Source organism: Paramagnetospirillum caucaseum (assembly GCF_000342045.1).
GTDB classification, from domain to species: Bacteria; Pseudomonadota; Alphaproteobacteria; order Rhodospirillales; family Magnetospirillaceae; genus Phaeospirillum; species Phaeospirillum caucaseum.
On the sequence record NZ_AONQ01000006.1, the window covers coordinates 34490 to 50832 of the forward strand.

General features: G+C 68.1%; 8 protein-coding genes. 7 read left to right on the forward strand and 1 reads right to left on the reverse strand.

Annotation, left to right across the window (positions count from 1 at the left end):
- Window positions 1-38 precede the first annotated feature (38 nt).
- The 6 genes from gltB to H261_RS03795 all read left to right on the forward strand — a co-directional run bounded on the left by gltB (window position 39) and on the right by H261_RS03795 (window position 11229).
- Entirely contained in the window at window positions 39-4670 is a 4632-nt protein-coding gene (gene gltB / locus H261_RS03770; RefSeq protein WP_008614483.1) for a glutamate synthase large subunit, read from the forward strand.
- A 1-nt stretch (window position 4671) separates the two neighbouring features.
- The gene (locus H261_RS03775) at window positions 4672-6090 is read left to right on the forward strand and encodes a glutamate synthase subunit beta (RefSeq protein WP_008614484.1); all 1419 of its coding nucleotides are present in this window, start codon (window positions 4672-4674) and stop codon (window positions 6088-6090) included.
- A gap of 337 nt (window positions 6091-6427) precedes the next feature.
- Entirely contained in the window at window positions 6428-8116 is a 1689-nt protein-coding gene (locus H261_RS03780) for a methyl-accepting chemotaxis protein (protein WP_040475669.1), read from the forward strand.
- A 112-nt stretch (window positions 8117-8228) separates the two neighbouring features.
- Entirely contained in the window at window positions 8229-9440 is a 1212-nt protein-coding gene (locus H261_RS03785; protein ID WP_008614487.1) for an NnrS family protein, read from the forward strand.
- A 133-nt stretch (window positions 9441-9573) separates the two neighbouring features.
- A complete protein-coding gene (locus H261_RS03790) occupies window positions 9574-10299 on the forward strand; it encodes an SAM hydrolase/SAM-dependent halogenase family protein (protein WP_008614488.1) in 726 nt (241 codons plus the stop codon).
- A gap of 105 nt (window positions 10300-10404) precedes the next feature.
- Window positions 10405-11229: an MBL fold metallo-hydrolase gene (locus H261_RS03795; RefSeq protein WP_008614489.1), complete on the forward strand. Its 825-nt coding sequence runs from the start codon at window positions 10405-10407 to the stop codon at window positions 11227-11229.
- Between the two features lie 36 nt (window positions 11230-11265).
- Here H261_RS03795 and H261_RS03800 read toward each other — a convergent pair whose 3' ends face one another.
- Window positions 11266-12576: a radical SAM protein gene (locus tag H261_RS03800; RefSeq protein WP_008614491.1), complete on the reverse strand. Its 1311-nt coding sequence runs from the start codon at window positions 12574-12576 to the stop codon at window positions 11266-11268.
- Between the two features lie 92 nt (window positions 12577-12668).
- On the opposite strand from H261_RS03800, the gene H261_RS03805 reads away from it, so the two are divergent.
- A complete protein-coding gene (locus tag H261_RS03805) occupies window positions 12669-16232 on the forward strand; it encodes an ATP-binding protein (protein ID WP_008614493.1) in 3564 nt (1187 codons plus the stop codon).
- Window positions 16233-16343: the final 111 nt, after the last annotated feature.

A 16343-nucleotide genomic window follows, 5' to 3' on the forward strand; every position in this document is an offset into this window, starting at 1 on the left:
GCCGGTTGGGACCGCAGGGCGGTATAAAGGAATACGAAGTGAAGATCAGCGGATTGCCCGAAGCTCAGGGACTCTATGACCCGCGCCACGAACACGACGCCTGCGGTGTCGGCTTCATCGTCGATATCAAGAACCGCAAGTCGCATGACATCGTCCGCGACGGTCTCGAGATCCTGGTCAATCTCACCCATCGCGGCGCCGTGGGCGCCGATCCCAAGGCGGGCGACGGCGCCGGCATCCTGATCCAGATGCCCGACGCCTTCCTGCGGGACGAGGCGGCCAAGCTGGGCGTCACCCTGCCGGCCGAGGGCTCCTACGGCGCCGGCTGCGTGTTCCTGCCCCAGGACGCCGCCTGCCGCAAGGCGTGCGAAACCCATGTGGAGACCCTGGTCAAGGCCGAGGGCCAGGTGCTGCTGGGCTGGCGCGACGTTCCCACCGATTCCTCCAGCCTGGGCCATTCGGTGCTGCCCACCGTGCCGGTGGTGCGCATGGTGTTCATCGGCAAGGGGGCCGGAACCGCCGACCAGAACGCCTTCGAGCGCAAGCTGTTCGTCATCAGGAAGCAGGTCTTCAACAAGGCCCCCGAGGGCTCGGAGCGCGACTTCTACATCCCCAGCCTGTCGACCCGCACCCTGATCTACAAGGGCATGCTGCTGGCCGATCAGGTGGGGGTGTTCTACAAGGAGCTCTCCGACGAGCGCATGGTCAGCGCCCTGGCCATGGTGCATCAGCGCTTCTCCACCAACACCTTCCCCAGCTGGCGTCTGGCCCATCCCTTCCGCATGATCAGCCATAACGGCGAGATCAACACGCTGCGCGGCAACCTCAACTGGATGAACGCGCGGCGCCAGACCATGGAATCCAAGGTCCTGGGCGACGATCTGGCCAAGCTGTGGCCGCTGATCCCGGAAGGCCAGTCGGATTCGGCCTGTTTCGACAACGCGCTGGAACTCCTCGTCATGGGCGGCTATCCGCTGGCCCACGCCATGATGATGCTGGTCCCCGAGGCGTGGTCGGGCAACCCGCTGATGGACGACAAGCGCAAGGCGTTCTATGAGTACCACGCTGCCCTGATGGAGCCGTGGGACGGCCCGGCGGCGGTGTGCTTCACCGACGGCCGCCAGATCGGCGCCACGCTGGACCGCAACGGCCTGCGCCCGGCCCGCTATCTGGTGACCAAGGACGACAAGTTCCTGATGGCTTCCGAGATGGGCGTGCTGCCCGTGCCTGAGGATCGCATCAAGAAGAAGTGGCGCCTGCAGCCCGGCAAGATGCTGCTGATCGACCTGGAGCAGGGCCGCATCATCGACGATGCCGAGATCAAGGCGCAACTGGCCGGCGACAAGCCCTACGCCGAGTGGCTGGCCCAGTCGCAGATCATGCTGGAAGACCTGGACATCCCGGTCGAGACGGTCAAGCCCGATCCCGCCACCCTGCTGGACCGCCAGCAGGCCTTCGGCTACACCCAGGAAGACGTCAAGTTCCTGATGCAGCCCATGGCCGTCACCGGCCAGGAGGCGGTGGGCTCCATGGGCACCGATACGCCCATCGCCGTGCTGTCGGCCCGGCCCAAGCTGCTGTTCAACTACTTCAAGCAGTGCTTCGCCCAGGTGACCAACCCGCCCATCGATTCCATCCGCGAGGAATCGGTGATGAGCCTGGTGTCGCTGATCGGCCCGCGTCCCAACCTGCTGGGCATGGACAAGGACGGCGGCCAGGCCAAGCGCCTGGAAGTGCGCCAGCCCATCCTCACCAACGAGGACCTGGAGAAGATCCGCCGCATCGAGAAGCTGCCCGGTTCGGGCTTCAAGGCGGTGACCATCGACATCACCTGGCCGGCCTCCGAAGGCGCCGCCGGGCTGGAAGCCGCCGTGGCCGGCATCTGCCGCCAGGCCAAGGCCAAGGTGACCGAGGGCTACAACATCATCGTCCTGTCCGACCGCTCGGTGGGGCCGGACAATGTGCCGATCCCGTCGCTGCTGGCGGTGTCGGCGGTGCATCACTTCCTGATCCGGGAAGGCCTGCGCACCAAGGCCGGCCTGGTGGTGGAGACCGGCGAGGCCCGCGAGATCCATCACATGTGCGTGCTGGCCGGCTATGGTGCCGAGGCGATCAATCCCTATCTGGCGTTCGAGACGCTGGAGGAGATGCGCCCCAACCTGCCCGAGCCGCTGACCTCCTACGAGGTGCAGAAGCGCTACATCAAGGCCATGGACAAGGCCATCCTCAAGGTGATGGCCAAGATGGGCATCTCCACCTACCAGTCCTATTGCGGCGCCCAGATTTTCGACGCCATCGGCCTGTCGTCGGGCTTCCTCAACACCTATTTCGCCGGCACCGCCAGCCGGGTCGAGGGCATCTCCCTGGCCGGGGTGGCCGAGGAAACCGTACGGCGCCACCAGATCGCCTATTCCGACGCGCCGGTCTACCGCAACGCGCTCGACGTGGGCGGCGAATATGCCGTCCGCCTGCGCGGCGAGGAACATGCCTGGACCAGCGAGACCATCGCCAGCATGCAGCACGCGGTGCGCTCGGGCTCCATGGACAAGTTCCGCGAGTTCTCCAAGGCCATCGACGACCAGAGCAAGCGTCTGCTGACGCTGCGCGGCCTGTTCGAGATCAAGGTGGGCGGCAACGGAATCTCCGTCGACGAGGTCGAGCCGGCCAAGGACATCGTCAAGCGCTTCGCCACCGGCGCCATGTCGTTCGGCTCCATCTCCTATGAAGCCCACTCGACCCTGGCCGTGGCCATGAACCGCATCGGCGGCAAGTCCAACACCGGCGAGGGCGGCGAGGAGGCCGAGCGCTTCCTGCCGCTGGCCAACGGCGATTCCATGCGCTCGGCCATCAAGCAGGTGGCCTCGGGCCGCTTCGGCGTCACCGCCGAATACCTGATCAACGCCGACGACATCCAGATCAAGATGGCCCAGGGCGCCAAGCCCGGCGAGGGCGGCCAGCTGCCCGGCCACAAGGTGGACAAGGTCATCGCCCGGGTGCGTCACTCCACCCCCGGCGTCGGCCTGATCAGCCCGCCGCCCCACCACGACATCTATTCCATCGAGGATCTGGCCCAGCTGATCTTCGACCTGAAGAACGTCAATCCGGCGGCCCGCATCTCGGTGAAGCTGGTCTCGGAAATCGGCGTGGGCACCGTGGCGGCCGGCGTGTCCAAGGCCAAGGCCGACCACGTCACCATCTCGGGCTTCGACGGCGGCACCGGCGCCTCGCCGCTGACCTCCATCAAGCATGCGGGCAGCCCCTGGGAGATCGGCTTGGCCGAGACCCATCAGACCCTGGTGCTCAACCAGCTGCGCGGCCGTATCGTGGTGCAGGCCGACGGCGGCCTGCGCACGGGGCGCGACGTGGTCATCGCCGCCCTGCTGGGGGCCGACGAGTTCGGCTTTGCCACCGCGCCGCTGATCGCCGCCGGTTGCATCATGATGCGCAAGTGCCACCTCAACACCTGCCCGGTGGGCGTCGCCACCCAGGACCCCGAGCTGCGCAAGATGTTCGTGGGCCAGCCCGAGCACGTCATCAACTACTTCTTCTTCGTCGCCGAGGAAGTGCGGGAATGGATGGCCAGGCTGGGGGTGCGCACCCTGTCCGAGCTGACTGGCCGCACCGATCTGCTGGACGTCAACCGGGCCATGGACCACTGGAAGGCCAAGGGCCTGGACTTCTCCAAGCTGTTCCACCGCATTCCGGCCCAGCCGGGCGTGGCCCAGCGCCATTGCGAAGCCCAGGAGCACGACGTCGACGACGTGCTCGACCGCGAGCTGATCAACGAGGCCAAGCCGGCGCTGGACGACCGCATGTCGGTGCGCATCGCCAAGCCGGTGCGCAATGTCAACCGTACCGTCGGCGCCATGCTGTCGGGCGAGGTGGCCAAGCGCTTCGGCCATGCCGGCCTGCCCGGCGACACCATCCACGTCAAGCTGACCGGCACCGCCGGCCAGAGCTTCGGCGCCTTCCTGGCCCGCGGCGTGACGCTGGAGCTGGAAGGCGAAGGCAACGACTACGTGGGCAAGGGTATCTCGGGCGGCCGCGTGATCATCTACCCGTCCAAGGACTTCAAGTCCCCGGCCGAGGACAACATCATCGTCGGCAACACCGTGCTCTACGGCGCCATCGAGGGTGAGTGCTACTTCCGTGGCGTGGGCGGCGAGCGTTTCGCCGTGCGCAACTCGGGCGCCATCGCGGTGGTCGAGGGCGTGGGTGACCACGGCTGCGAGTACATGACCGGCGGCGTGGTGCTGGTCATCGGCCCCACCGGCCGCAATTTCGCGGCGGGCATGTCGGGCGGCGTCGCCTACGTGCTGGACGAGGCCGGCGACTTCAAGAAGCGCTGCAACCTCTCCATGGTCGACCTGGAGCCGGTGGCCGCCGAGGAGGACGCCAATTCCAAGCACGAGAATCAGGCCGGCGATCTGGAAGGCCACGGCCTGGTGGACGTCATGGGCGACATGACCCGCGACGACGCGTCGCGCATCCAGGCGCTGCTGCGCAACCACCAGCACTACACCGGGTCCAAGCGGGCTCACGACATCCTGCTGAACTGGGAGTATTACATGCCGAAATTCGTCAAGGTGATGCCGGTGGATTACCGGCGCGCCCTGCTCGAAATGCAGAAGGCCCAGGAACCCAAAGTGGCCGTTGGGGGAGGGCGCTGACATGGGAAAGGCAACCGGTTTCAAGGAATTCGACCGCCAGACCCCCGGCTACGAAGCGCCGGCGGAGCGCGTGAAGCACTACCGCGAGTTCGCCACGCCGCTGACCGACGAGGAATTGGCCCGCCAAGGGGCGCGCTGCATGGATTGCGGCATCCCCTTCTGCCACCAGGGCTGCCCGGTCAACAACATCATTCCCGACTGGAATGACCTGGTGTACCGCAACCGCTGGAAGGAGGCCGCCGAGGTTCTCCACTCCACCAACAACTTCCCGGAATTCACCGGCCGCGTCTGCCCGGCGCCGTGCGAGGCGTCGTGCACCCTGAACATCACCGACTCTCCGGTGGCCATCAAGACCATCGAGCACGCCATCGTCGAGCGCGCCTTCGCCGAGGGCTGGATGGTGCCCGACCTGCCTAAGCGCGAGACCGGCAAGATGGTGGCGGTGGTGGGCGGCGGTCCGGCCGGCATGGCCGCCGCGCAGCAGCTGGCCCGCGCCGGCCATGCCGTGGTGCTGTTCGAGAAGAACGCCAAGGTGGGCGGCCTGCTGCGCTACGGCATTCCCGACTTCAAGCTGGAAAAGGACATCATCGACCGCCGCGTCGCCCAGATGGAGGCCGAGGGCGTCACCATCCGTGCCAACACCCATGTGGGCGTCGATCTTTCGGCCCAGGACCTGTTGGACGGCTTCGACGCCGTGGTGCTCACCGGCGGCTCGGAAAAACCCCGCGACTTGGCCGTGCCCGGCCGCGAGTTGAAGGGCGTGCATTTCGCCATGGATTTCCTCACCCAGCAGAACCGCCGCAATGGCGGCGAGGCGGTGGGCGCCGAGGATATCCTGGCCAAGGGCAAGAAGGTGGTGGTGATCGGCGGCGGCGATACCGGCGCCGATTGCGTCGGCACCTCCAACCGCCATGGCGCCGCCTCGATCACCCAGATCGAGATCATGCCCAAGCCGCCCGCGAAGGAAGACAAGGGGCTGTCCTGGCCGCTGTGGCCCAACAAGCTGCGGACCTCGTCCTCCCATGACGAGGGCTGCGAGCGCCGCTGGGCGGTGTCCACCCTGCGCTTCACCGGGCAGGACGGCCGGGTCACCGGCCTCGATTGCGCCGAGGTCGACGCCAGGTTCCAGCCCATCCCCGGCACCGAGTTCAAGCTCGACGCCGATCTGGTGCTGCTGGCCATGGGCTTCGTTCATCCGGTCCACGAGGGTCTGGTGGACGGGCTGGGCCTGGAAAAGGACGGGCGCGGCAACGTCAAGGCCGATACCACCGCCTACCAGACCTCCAATCCCAAGGTCTTCGCCGCCGGCGATATCCGCCGGGGCCAGAGTCTGGTGGTGTGGGCCATCCGCGAGGGCCGTCAGGCCGCCCGCGCTGTGGACGCCTACCTCATGGGAAGCAGCGACCTGCCGGCCTGCTGATCGCGGGGACGGGATCGGGAAAAAGGGGTGCGGCCGGATCGGCCGCACCCCTTTTCACTGGTAATACCAGAGTAGCCCGGGTGAGGACCTTTGTTGTTCACAGTAACAATATTCATAACCTGAAATCATCAGATCGAATTTGATGAGGCGATCTTGTCTTCTCCCGCTCATTTCTGTGAGAGCGGGTTGCTGTTCTATTGATATCCCGCATCGGTTGCCTTCTTTGGTATGAGCATACCGATTGGGCACTTGGACTTATTGACTAGTTCAAAAGATCGTCATAGAAGGAGGCCGGATGGAGGCTCCATCACAACGGCAGTTTTGGGATACCCGGCGAATGTCAATCAGCAACTGGCGCTTCAGAGCGAAAATTCTTCTCATCGTCGTGTTGTCCCTATTGGGCATGGGGGCGATCATCGCCGTCAATCTCGCCAGTCTGCGCGGCGACCTCATGGCGGCGCGGCAGGTGAAGACCCAGCACGTGGTGGAGACCGCCCACAGCGTCATCGGCCATTACATCGCCCAGGCCAAGGCGGGGACCCTGACCACCGAGGCGGCCCAGGCCGCCGCCATCGAGGCGGTCAAGGCCATGCGCTATGCCGGGACCGAGTATTTCTGGATCAACAGCCTGGCCGGCAGGATGGTGGTCCATCCCATCCGCCCCGACATGCAGGGCAAGGAGCTGATGGGCCTGACCGACCCGGCCGGCAAGCGGTTCTTCGAGGCCATGATCACCGTGGTCAACAAGGACAAGGCCGGCTTCGTCGATTACCTGTGGCCCAAGCCGGGCTTCGACCAGCCCGTGCCCAAGGTGTCCTACGTCAAGGGCATCGAGGAATGGGGCTGGCTGGTGGGTTCGGGTATCTATATCGACGACGTGGATGCCGCTTTCCGTGCCGAACTGACCCGGCTGGGCGGCATCGCCGCCGGCGTGATGCTGCTGGTCCTGGCGGTGTCGTGGTGGGTCGGCAAGAACGTGGTCAGCGGCATGAACGGCGTCACCGGCGGCATCCGCAAGCTGGCCGAGGGCGATACGGCGGTCAGGATCGACGGCGCCGGGCGCGGCGACGAGATCGGTGATCTGGTCCGTGCCGCCGAGGTGTTCCGCGAGCATTCCCTGACCATGGCGCGCATGTCGGAGGAGCGGGCGGAGCAGCGCCGCCAGGCCGAGACCGAACGCCGTTCCACCCTGGCCGGCCTGGCCAGCGAGTTGGAGCGCGGCGTCAAATCCACAGTGGTGACGGTCAGCGAATCCGCCGGGCGGATGCAGACCACCGCCAACAGCATGGCCGGCGCCATCGACCACGCCTCGCAGGAAAGCCAGGCGGTGGCCGCCGCTGCGCAGCAGACCTCGTGCAACGTGGAAACGGTGGCCGCCGCCGCCGAGGAATTGTCGGCCTCCATCCGCGGCATCGGCTCGCAGGTGATGGAAAGCGCCCAGATCGCCAAGGAGGCGGTGGATGCCGCCAACCGCACCGATTCGGTGGTGCGCGGCCTGTCCGAGGCCGCCGACCGCATCGGCGAGGTGGTGCGCCTGATCAACGACATCGCCGGCCAGACCAACCTGCTGGCGCTCAACGCCACCATCGAGGCGGCGCGGGCGGGAGAGGCCGGAAAAGGTTTTGCCGTCGTGGCCAACGAGGTCAAGCATCTGGCCAGCCAGACCGCCAAGGCCACCGACGAGATCGGCCAGCAGATCGCCGCCATCCAGTCCACCACCGCCGCCGCGGTGGGCGCCATCGAGGGCATCGGCAAGACCATCGGCCGCATGGACGAGATCGCCACCGCCATCGCCGAGGCGGTCGACCAGCAGGGTGCCGCCACCCAGGAAATCGCCCGCAACGTCCACGAGGCGGCCAGCGGGGCGCAGGACGTGTCCAGCCACATCACCTCCATCAGCCGGACCGCGTCGGAAGCCGGACTGGCCGCCCGTGAATTGCTGGGCGCCGCCGCCGGCCTGGCCAGGGAATCCGATGCCCTGCGCACCGGCGTCGATCGCTTCCTGGGCGAAGTGCGGGCCATGTAGAGCTGTGGGCATCCTGTCCGCATTTTGACGGGGCTGCCCTTGACCCGCCTCAAGGCGCGGACGACGTGAAGGGGGCACCATCCCCCGGTCATTCGCTTCAGGATGCTTGTTCATGGCCACGATTCCGTTGATGGAGCCCGCCTACAAGGGCTCCCAGGGGCCGGTATTCTTCGCCGCCGGCTTCCGCCCGTTCTTTCTGTTCGCCGCAATCCAGGCGGCGGTCATGCTGCCCCTGTGGCTGCTCGCCTTCGCCGGCATCCTGCCGGTGGGGCCCAACTGGAATCCGGTGGTCTGGCACTCCCACGCCATGGTCTTCGGCTTCGCCGGGGCGGCGGTGGGCGGCTTCCTGCTGACGGCGGTGCCCAACTGGACCAACTCCCACCATGTGTCGGGCAAGCCGCTGATGGCGCTGTTCGGCCTGTGGCTGGCCGGCCGGGTGGCCATCGCCCTGGCCGGAATGCTGCCGCCGGTGCTGGTGGCGGTGATCGATCTCGGCTATCTGCCGCTGCTGGCCTTCCTGCTGGCCAAGCCGCTGATCGAGGCCGGCAAGTGGCGCAACATCGTCTTCCTGCCCATCCTCGGCGTGCTGTGGCTGGCCGGGCTGTGCGCCCATATCGAGGCGCTGACCGGCAAGGTGGTCGGGCTCAAGGGCGTCACGCTGGGCATCTTCGTCCTGCTGCTGATGATCGCCATCGTCGGCGGGCGCATCATTCCCTCCTTCACCCAAAACTGGCTGCGCATGCAGGGCCGTCCGGTGGACGTGGCGCCGGTGGGCTGGATCGAGACGGGCGGAGCGGGGGCGGTGGTCGCCCTGGCCGGCCTGGCCCAGGTCTTCCTGCCGTCCTCGCCGGTGGCCGGGGTGCTGCTGCTGCTGGCGGCGGCGGTTCACGCCTGGCGGCTGTCGGGCTGGCACGGGCTCAAGACCGTGTCCAACCCCATCCTGGTGGTCCTGCATGTGGGCTATGCCTGGATGGTGCTGGGCTTCGCCCTGCTGGGCCTTTCGGCCTTCATCGAGGCGCTGCCCGCCTCGGCGGCGCTGCACGCGCTGACCGCCGGTTCGGTCGCCACCATGGTCATCGGGGTGATGAGCCGCGCCGCCCTGGGCCATGCCGGCCATCCCCTGGTGGTGGCCAAGGCCACGGTGTGGGCCTACGGCCTGATCTCCGCCGGGGCGATGCTCCGCGTGGTGGCGCCGGTGATTCCCGACGGCATGATGGCGCTGACCATGGTCGGCGGCGCGGTGTGGACCCTGGGCTGGATTCTCTACGTCGTGGTCTACTTCCCCGTCTGCACCAAGCCGCGGGCCGACGGCCGGCCGGGGTAAGGGGGCGTTGCGTCGCCGGCCTCCCTTGAGGCCGGCTAGGCCCAAGGGGCCGCGCCGCTTACGCGGCGGGAGCCAAGCGGGCGGAGGCCCGCGCCCGGCGCCTGAGGGGCGTTGAAACAATGGAGTGCCGCCGATGATCGTTCTCTTTACCGATTTCGGCGCCCACGGGCCCTATCTCGGGCAGATGGAGATGGTCATCCGCCAGACCCTGCCGGCCGAGCCGGTGGTCAATCTGGTCGCCGACGCGCCGGCCTTCGATCCCCGGGCCTCGGCCTATCTGCTGGCGGCCCTGGCCGCCGGCATCCCCCGCCAGTCGGTGGTGCTGGCGGTGGTCGACCCCGGGGTGGGCGGCGAGCGCCTGCCTTTGGTGGTCGAGGCCGACGGCGTGCTGTATGCCGGTCCCGGCAACGGCCTGTTCGAGCCGCTGATGCGCCGCGCCAGAACGCTTCGCGCCTGGGAGATCGTCTGGCGGCCCGAACGGCTGTCGGCCAGCTTCCATGGCCGTGACCTCTTCGCTCCCGTCGCCGCCCGCCTGGCCGCCGGGCTGGCCCCCGAGGACGCCGGTTGCCGCGCCGCCGAGCCGTCGCGCCGCGCCGATTGGCCCGACGATCTGGCCGCAATCATCTATCACGACCATTACGGCAACGCCTGGACCGGGCTGCGCGCCTCGGCCCTGGCCGGCGACGCCGTGCTGCGGGCCGGCGGCAGGGAGTTCCGCCGGGCGCGCACCTTCTCCGACGCGCCGCAAGGCGGGGCCTTCTGGTACGAGAATTCCTCGGGTCTGGCGGAAATCGCCGTCAACGGCGGCGCCGCCTCCAGCCTTCCGGGACTGGCCGTTGGCGATAGCGTCACAATTTAACTAACATTCTTTCTTATTTTTCCCCGTTTGTGTGACCAAATACATAGGCGCAGGGCGCTACGATGGTTACAGTCGTGTCGTGGGGCAGACGCGGGGAGCTAGGGAATGGCTTGCACGGTGAAGTTTTGGGGGGTGCGCGGAAGCATCGCCTGTCCTTCGCCCGATCATGTGGTCTATGGCGGCAATACGTCATGCATCGCCGTCACCACCGATTGCGGGATCGTGGTCTTTGATGCCGGCACCGGCATCCGTTCCCTGGGGCGCGAGATCATCGGGCGCGGACTCGGCCAGGCCCACCTGTTCTTCACCCACACCCACTGGGACCACATCAACGGCTTTCCCTTCTTCGCGCCCGCCTACAATCCCGCCTTTCGCCTGGAGGTCCACGGGCCGAAGCAGGAGGGCAGCCCGCGCGGCATCCAGCACGTGCTGACCGGACAGATGGAGACCCCCAATTTTCCGGTGCCCCTGGCCGCCATGCGCGGCATCGTCTCCTACGAGGATTTCGAGGTGGGCAGCGTCTTCACCCCCTACGATGGGGTGACCCTGCGCACCGCGCCGCTCCGCCATCCCAACGGCGCCTGCGGCTATCGCCTGGAGACCGGCGGCGTCGCCATGGCCTATATCACCGATACCGAGCATACCCCCGGCACGCTGGACGAGAACGTCCTGTCCCTGATGCGCGGCGCCGACCTGGTGATCTACGACTGCACCTATACCGATGCCGAGTTCCCCGCCAAGGTCGGCTGGGGCCATTCCACCTGGCAGGAGGGCGTCCGCCTCGCCCAGGCGGCGGGGGCCGGCCGTCTGGCCATCTTCCATCACGATCCCGAGCACACCGACGACGTCATGGCCGGCATCGAGGCCGAGGCGCTCCAGACCTGGGACCGGGTGGTGGTGGCCCGCGACGGCATGGAAATCCCGCTATAGGGCTTCCGGTGATCGGTTGCGATCACCGGGGGCGGTTCAGCTGAACGGATCGTCGCACTTGCCGCACATGGGGACATGGCGGACATCGCCGGCGCGGAAGGCCTCGAGGATGTGGCCATAGGCCGGGCCGCGGCGGATGTCGCCCAATCCCTGTTCCATGATGTTGCCGATCTTCAGCTGGGCGTTGGAATCGTAGCAGCCGCAGGCGGTCACCGTGCCGTCGCAGAACACGCCCACCGCCTTGAGGAACAGGCGGCAGGGCATCAGCCGGTGGTGGCCGATCTCCTTCAGCGACCAGATGCCGTGGCGCTGGTTGAAGCTGCCGCACTGGACGGAACCGCCGAAATTATTGGCCGGCACCGTCCATACGTCGGTGATGCCGTGGGTGGCGAGGAAGGCCTTGGTCCGGCGCAGATTTTCCTCCCACTCGCCCAGGGCCACCGCCTTGACGGCGAAGCGGGTGGGGGTGCCCTTCAGCGCCCTGTGCATGGCCTTGAGATTGGCCAGGGTGCGGTCGAATTTCGAGCCCACATAGACGCTTTCGTAGCTTTCCGCGTCCCAGCCGGCGAACGAGAATTGCAGGTAGGCCAGCCCCACCTTGGCCAGCCGGGCGATCTTGTCGGGGGTGAAGGGGGTGCCGTTGGTGACGATGCCCACCTGGAAGCCTTCGGCCACGGCGCGCTCCAGCATCTCGAAGACACGGGGGTGGAGGAAGGGTTCGCCCTGGCCGGCCAGGATGTGCATGGCCGTGATGCCGCACGCCTTGCCCTCGGCAATCACCCGCTCGAAGACGTCGTCTTCCATGAAGCCGGAATTGTCCTTCCAGATCTCCCAGCCGCACATGGTGCAGCGCAGGTTGCAGCGGCGGCTCAGCTGGACGTACAGCTCGTAGGGCACCAGCCGCCGCCGCTCGGCCGGGGCGATGACCAGGGCGCGGGCCTTGGCCAGATGGGGCGCCGCCGCCTCGCTCCGCCCGGCCTCGTCCAGCGCGATGCCCAGCAGGTACTGGATACGGCCCGATTGCGGCTGCACCTCGGCCGCCGGTTCCAGCAGCGGCAGCGCCTCGGCGGCGCGGCCCTGGGCCACCAGGGCGCCGGCCAGCCCCACCATGGTGTCGAGATGGCCGGGAACCGCCGACAGTACCCGGCGGAACAGATTCTCGGCCTCGGCGGCGTGGTTCCTGACCAGCAGCAACCCGGCCCGGCGGTAGTCGCATTCGGGATGGCCGTCGGCCTTCTCCAGGGCGGCGACGGCCTCGTCCACCAGTTGCCCCTCGGCCAGACGCAGGGCCTCGGCCAGGACGCGGACGGGATCGGCGGGTTTGGTCTTTTTCTTCACGGGCTTCATGGATCGGGAGACTACACCGCCCGGTCTTGGCTTTCCATGGCCGCATGGTCTGGGGCATTATGCGCCCGGGGGCAGCAGGGGAGAACGGGCGAGTGCCGGGCGTGTCAGCCGACGACAGGATTACAGCCCAGGAGGGGCGGGCCGGCGGCCGCTGGCGTTTCGGCATCCGGGCCAAGCTGGTGGTGGCGGTGGGCACCGTGGCCGGCATGATCATGGTGGCCAGCCTGCTCACCTGGTTCAGCTATTCCGAGATCGAGCGGCTGCTGGCCGCCGTGACGCGGACCAACCTGCCCAGCCTGTCCAATGCCCTGAAGCTGTCCGAGGCCACCGCCCGGCTGGCCGCCGCCGCCCCCGCCCTGGACGGCTCGCAATCGCAGTTCCAGCGCCAGAGCAATTTCGTCGCCCTGCAGCAGCAGACCGAGCGCCTTCTCGCCCTGGTGGACCATCTGGCCGGCTCCATCGCCGATACCGGCCGGGTGGAGGAACTGCGCTCCATGATCGCCGCCTTCGCCGACAACGTGGTGGACCGCAACATCCTGGTGGACAAGCGCCTGCAACTGGCCGAGCGCAGCCGGGTCCAGGCCGAGATCATCAGCCAGCTGGACGTGGAGGTTCACCGCGCCATGGGCGGGTTGGCCGGCGACCCGGCCCTGGCCACCGTGGTGCTGGCGTCCAACTACCTGCGCGAGGCGGTGGTGGCGGCCAATATGGAAAAGGTCGGTGACCTGCGCGGCGCCTATGAGGAGCAAGTGCGCTCCCTGGCCGAACTGGTGGATGCCAGCGGGGCGAAGAGCCAGCGGACCCGGGAACTGACCCGGCGCGTCCTGGCGCTGGGCACCGGGCCGGAGAACGTCTTCGAGCTGCGCACCCTGCAGATGCTGACCATCGCCCGGCTGGCCGCCGCCAACGACGAGGGCCGCGACCTGGTGGCCCGCACCTCGTCCTCGGTGGGCCGCCTGGTCTCGGCCGCCGAGGCCGAGGCGGCGGAGAACGAGCGCCGCACCGAGGCCGCGGTGTCCAGCGGACGGACCACCATGCTGGTGGTGGCCATGCTGACCTTCTTCGGGCCGTTATTGTTCATCTGGCTGTATCTGGGGCGCAGCGTGGTGGCCCGTCTGGCCGGGCTGGCGTCGTCCATGCACGCCATCGCCGAGGGCGATTTCCAGGCGCCCATCCCCGGCGAGGGCAACGACGAGATTTCCGACATGGCCGCCGAGCTGGCGGTATTCCGCGACGCCATGGCCAAGCTGCAGGAATCCAGCGAGGCGCTGATCGAAAGCGAGCGGCGCCTGCGCCGCATCCTCGACACCTCGCCCCTGGCCCTGGCCATCTCGCGGGTGTCGGACAACGCCATCCTGCTGGTCAATCCCCGCTGGTCCGAACTGTACCGGGTGCCCAAGGCCCGGGCACTCGGCACCTCGGTGGCCTCGTGCTACGCCGATCCCGACAACCGCGCGCGGCTGGTGGAGATGGTGCGCAAGCGCGGTTTCGTCGGCGGCTTCGAATGCCGCATGCGGGCCAGCGACGGCCACGAGTTCTGGGCCATGCTGTCGGCCGCCGAGATCGAGATGGACGGCGAGCCGGCGGTGATCGCGTCCTCCACCGACATCACCCGGCACAAGGAGGAGGAAGCCGCCCTGGCCGAGGCCAAGAAGGTGGCGGAGGAGGCCAGCCAGGCCAAGTCGCTGTTCCTCGCCACCATGAGCCACGAGATCCGCACCCCCATGAACGGGGTGCTGACCATGGCCCATCTGCTGGAAGACATGCCGCTGCCCGCCGAGCAGCGGGAAATGGCCCGCGTCATCCGCGATTCCGCCACCTCGCTGCTCACCATCATCAACGACATCCTGGACTTCTCCAAGATCGAGGCCGGCAAGCTGCAGCTGGAACTGGTGGAGCTGTCGGTGTCCGAACTGGTGGAAGGGGTGGCTGACCTGCTGACCATCCGCGCCCAGGAAAAGGGCATCAGCCTGATCACCTTCGTCGAGCCCGCCTTGGCCGACCGGGTGGTGGGCGACCCCATCCGGCTGCGGCAGATCATCACCAACCTGGCCGGCAACGCCATCAAGTTCACCGACAAGGGCTATGTGCGCATCTCGGCCAGGGCCATGGACCCGCGCGAACGGCCGCTGCGCCTGGAATTCGCCATCACCGACACCGGCATCGGCCTGGATGCCGAGCAGCAGGCCCGCCTGTTCGAGCCTTTCATGCAGGCCGACGTCACCATTTCCCGGCGCTATGGCGGTACCGGGCTCGGCCTGTCCATCTGCCGCCGCCTGGTGGCCATGATGGAGGGCGACATCGGAGTCCGCAGCAATATCGGCCAGGGTTCCACCTTCTGGTTCCAGGTGCCGCTGGAGCCGGTCGAGGCCGAGGCCGAGGCCGGTCCCGACCTGTCGGGCATCGCCGTGCTGGTGCTGGCCGAGGGGCCGGTGGCGGCGGAATGCCTGCGCCAGTATCTCGGCCATCTCGGCGCCCAGGTGGCGGTGGTGGTCGGAGCCGAAGGCGCGGTGGCCGCCGTGCGCGCCGCCGCCCTGGCCGGCTGGACCTACGATGTCGCCCTGCTGGACGGCGGCCAGGATTTCCGTATGCGCATGGGGGTGGCCGGCGCCCTGGTGACCGCCGCCGGGCCGGACCTTGAGCTGAAGGTGGCCATGCTGGTGTCCCAGGACGCCTTCGCCGCCGTTTCCGCCGAGGTCAAGGCCGCCGGCCTGTACGCCGCCCTGCCCAAGCCGGTGCGCCGCCGCCAGCTGTGGCGCAGCGTGGCGGCGGCGGTGGGCCGCGCCTCGGCCGAGGCCGACACGGCGGAAGGCGAGGGAATCGAGGAGGGGTGGAAGCCTCCCGCCATGGAAGAGGCCGCCGCCGCCGGCGCCCTGATTCTGGTGGCCGAGGACAATCCCACCAACAAGGTGGTGATCCGCCACCTGATGGAACGCCTGGGCTATGCCATCGAGGTGGTGGGCAACGGCGCCGAAGCCTGGGAACGCATGCAGATCAGGGATTACGGCCTGCTGCTCACCGATTGCCACATGCCGGAGATGGACGGTTACGAACTGACCCAGCGTATCCGCGAATGGGAGATGGAGACCGGCCATCTGCTGCCCATCGTGGCGCTGACCGCCGACGCCCTGGCCGGCACGGCGCGGCGCTGCCTGGATTGCGGCATGAACGCCTTCCTGGCCAAGCCCATCGACCTTGCCCAGTTGGATGCCACCATCCGCCGCCTGCTGCCGGCGGCGGTGGGGTTGCGGCGGCGCCGTTCCGAGACGGCGCGCCCGGCCGCGGGGGTGCCGGTTGCCGTCGCCCCGCCGGAAGACCCGGCCTTGCCGCCGGTTCTCGACCTCGCCCCCATGCGGCAGATTTTCGGCGATATCGGCGACGAGGTGCGGGAATTGCTGGCCCTGTTCGTCGACACCACCCGGCCGCTGGTGGCAGATCTGGGTGACGCCCTGGTGGCGGGCGACGCCGTGGCGGGGCGCGAGGCCGCCCATTCCGCCAAGGGGGCGGGCAACAGTGCCGGCGCCTTCCGCTTCGCCCGGCTGTGCGCCGAGGCGGAGGCCGCTTGCGCCGCCTCCGACCTGGCCCGGGCCGCCTCGCTCCAGCCCGCCCTGGAGGCCGCCTTCGACGAGGCGGCCGAGGCGGTGGCGGCGGTATAGGGGCTTGGGCGGGCAGGATGCCTGTTGGGAGCGCGGCCGTCCCGGCCCAAAAGAAAACCGCGCTCCCGGTGGGGAGCGCGGTTTGCTTCGATCCGAGCCTGTAAGGGCGCC

Bases quoted from the DNA above. Each gene is read 5' to 3' on its own strand.
- H261_RS03775 (WP_008614484.1), top strand. From the start codon at position 4,672: ATGGGAAAGGCAACCGGTTTCAAGGAATTCGACCGCCAGACCCCCGGC.
- H261_RS03790 (WP_008614488.1), top strand. From the start codon at position 9,574: ATGATCGTTCTCTTTACCGATTTCGGCGCCCACGGGCCCTATCTCGGG.
- H261_RS03800 (WP_008614491.1), bottom strand. From the start codon at position 12,576: ATGAAGCCCGTGAAGAAAAAGACCAAACCCGCCGATCCCGTCCGCGTC.
- H261_RS03785 (WP_008614487.1), top strand. From the start codon at position 8,229: ATGGCCACGATTCCGTTGATGGAGCCCGCCTACAAGGGCTCCCAGGGG.
- H261_RS03795 (WP_008614489.1), top strand. From the start codon at position 10,405: ATGGCTTGCACGGTGAAGTTTTGGGGGGTGCGCGGAAGCATCGCCTGT.
- H261_RS03780 (WP_040475669.1), top strand. From the start codon at position 6,428: ATGTCAATCAGCAACTGGCGCTTCAGAGCGAAAATTCTTCTCATCGTC.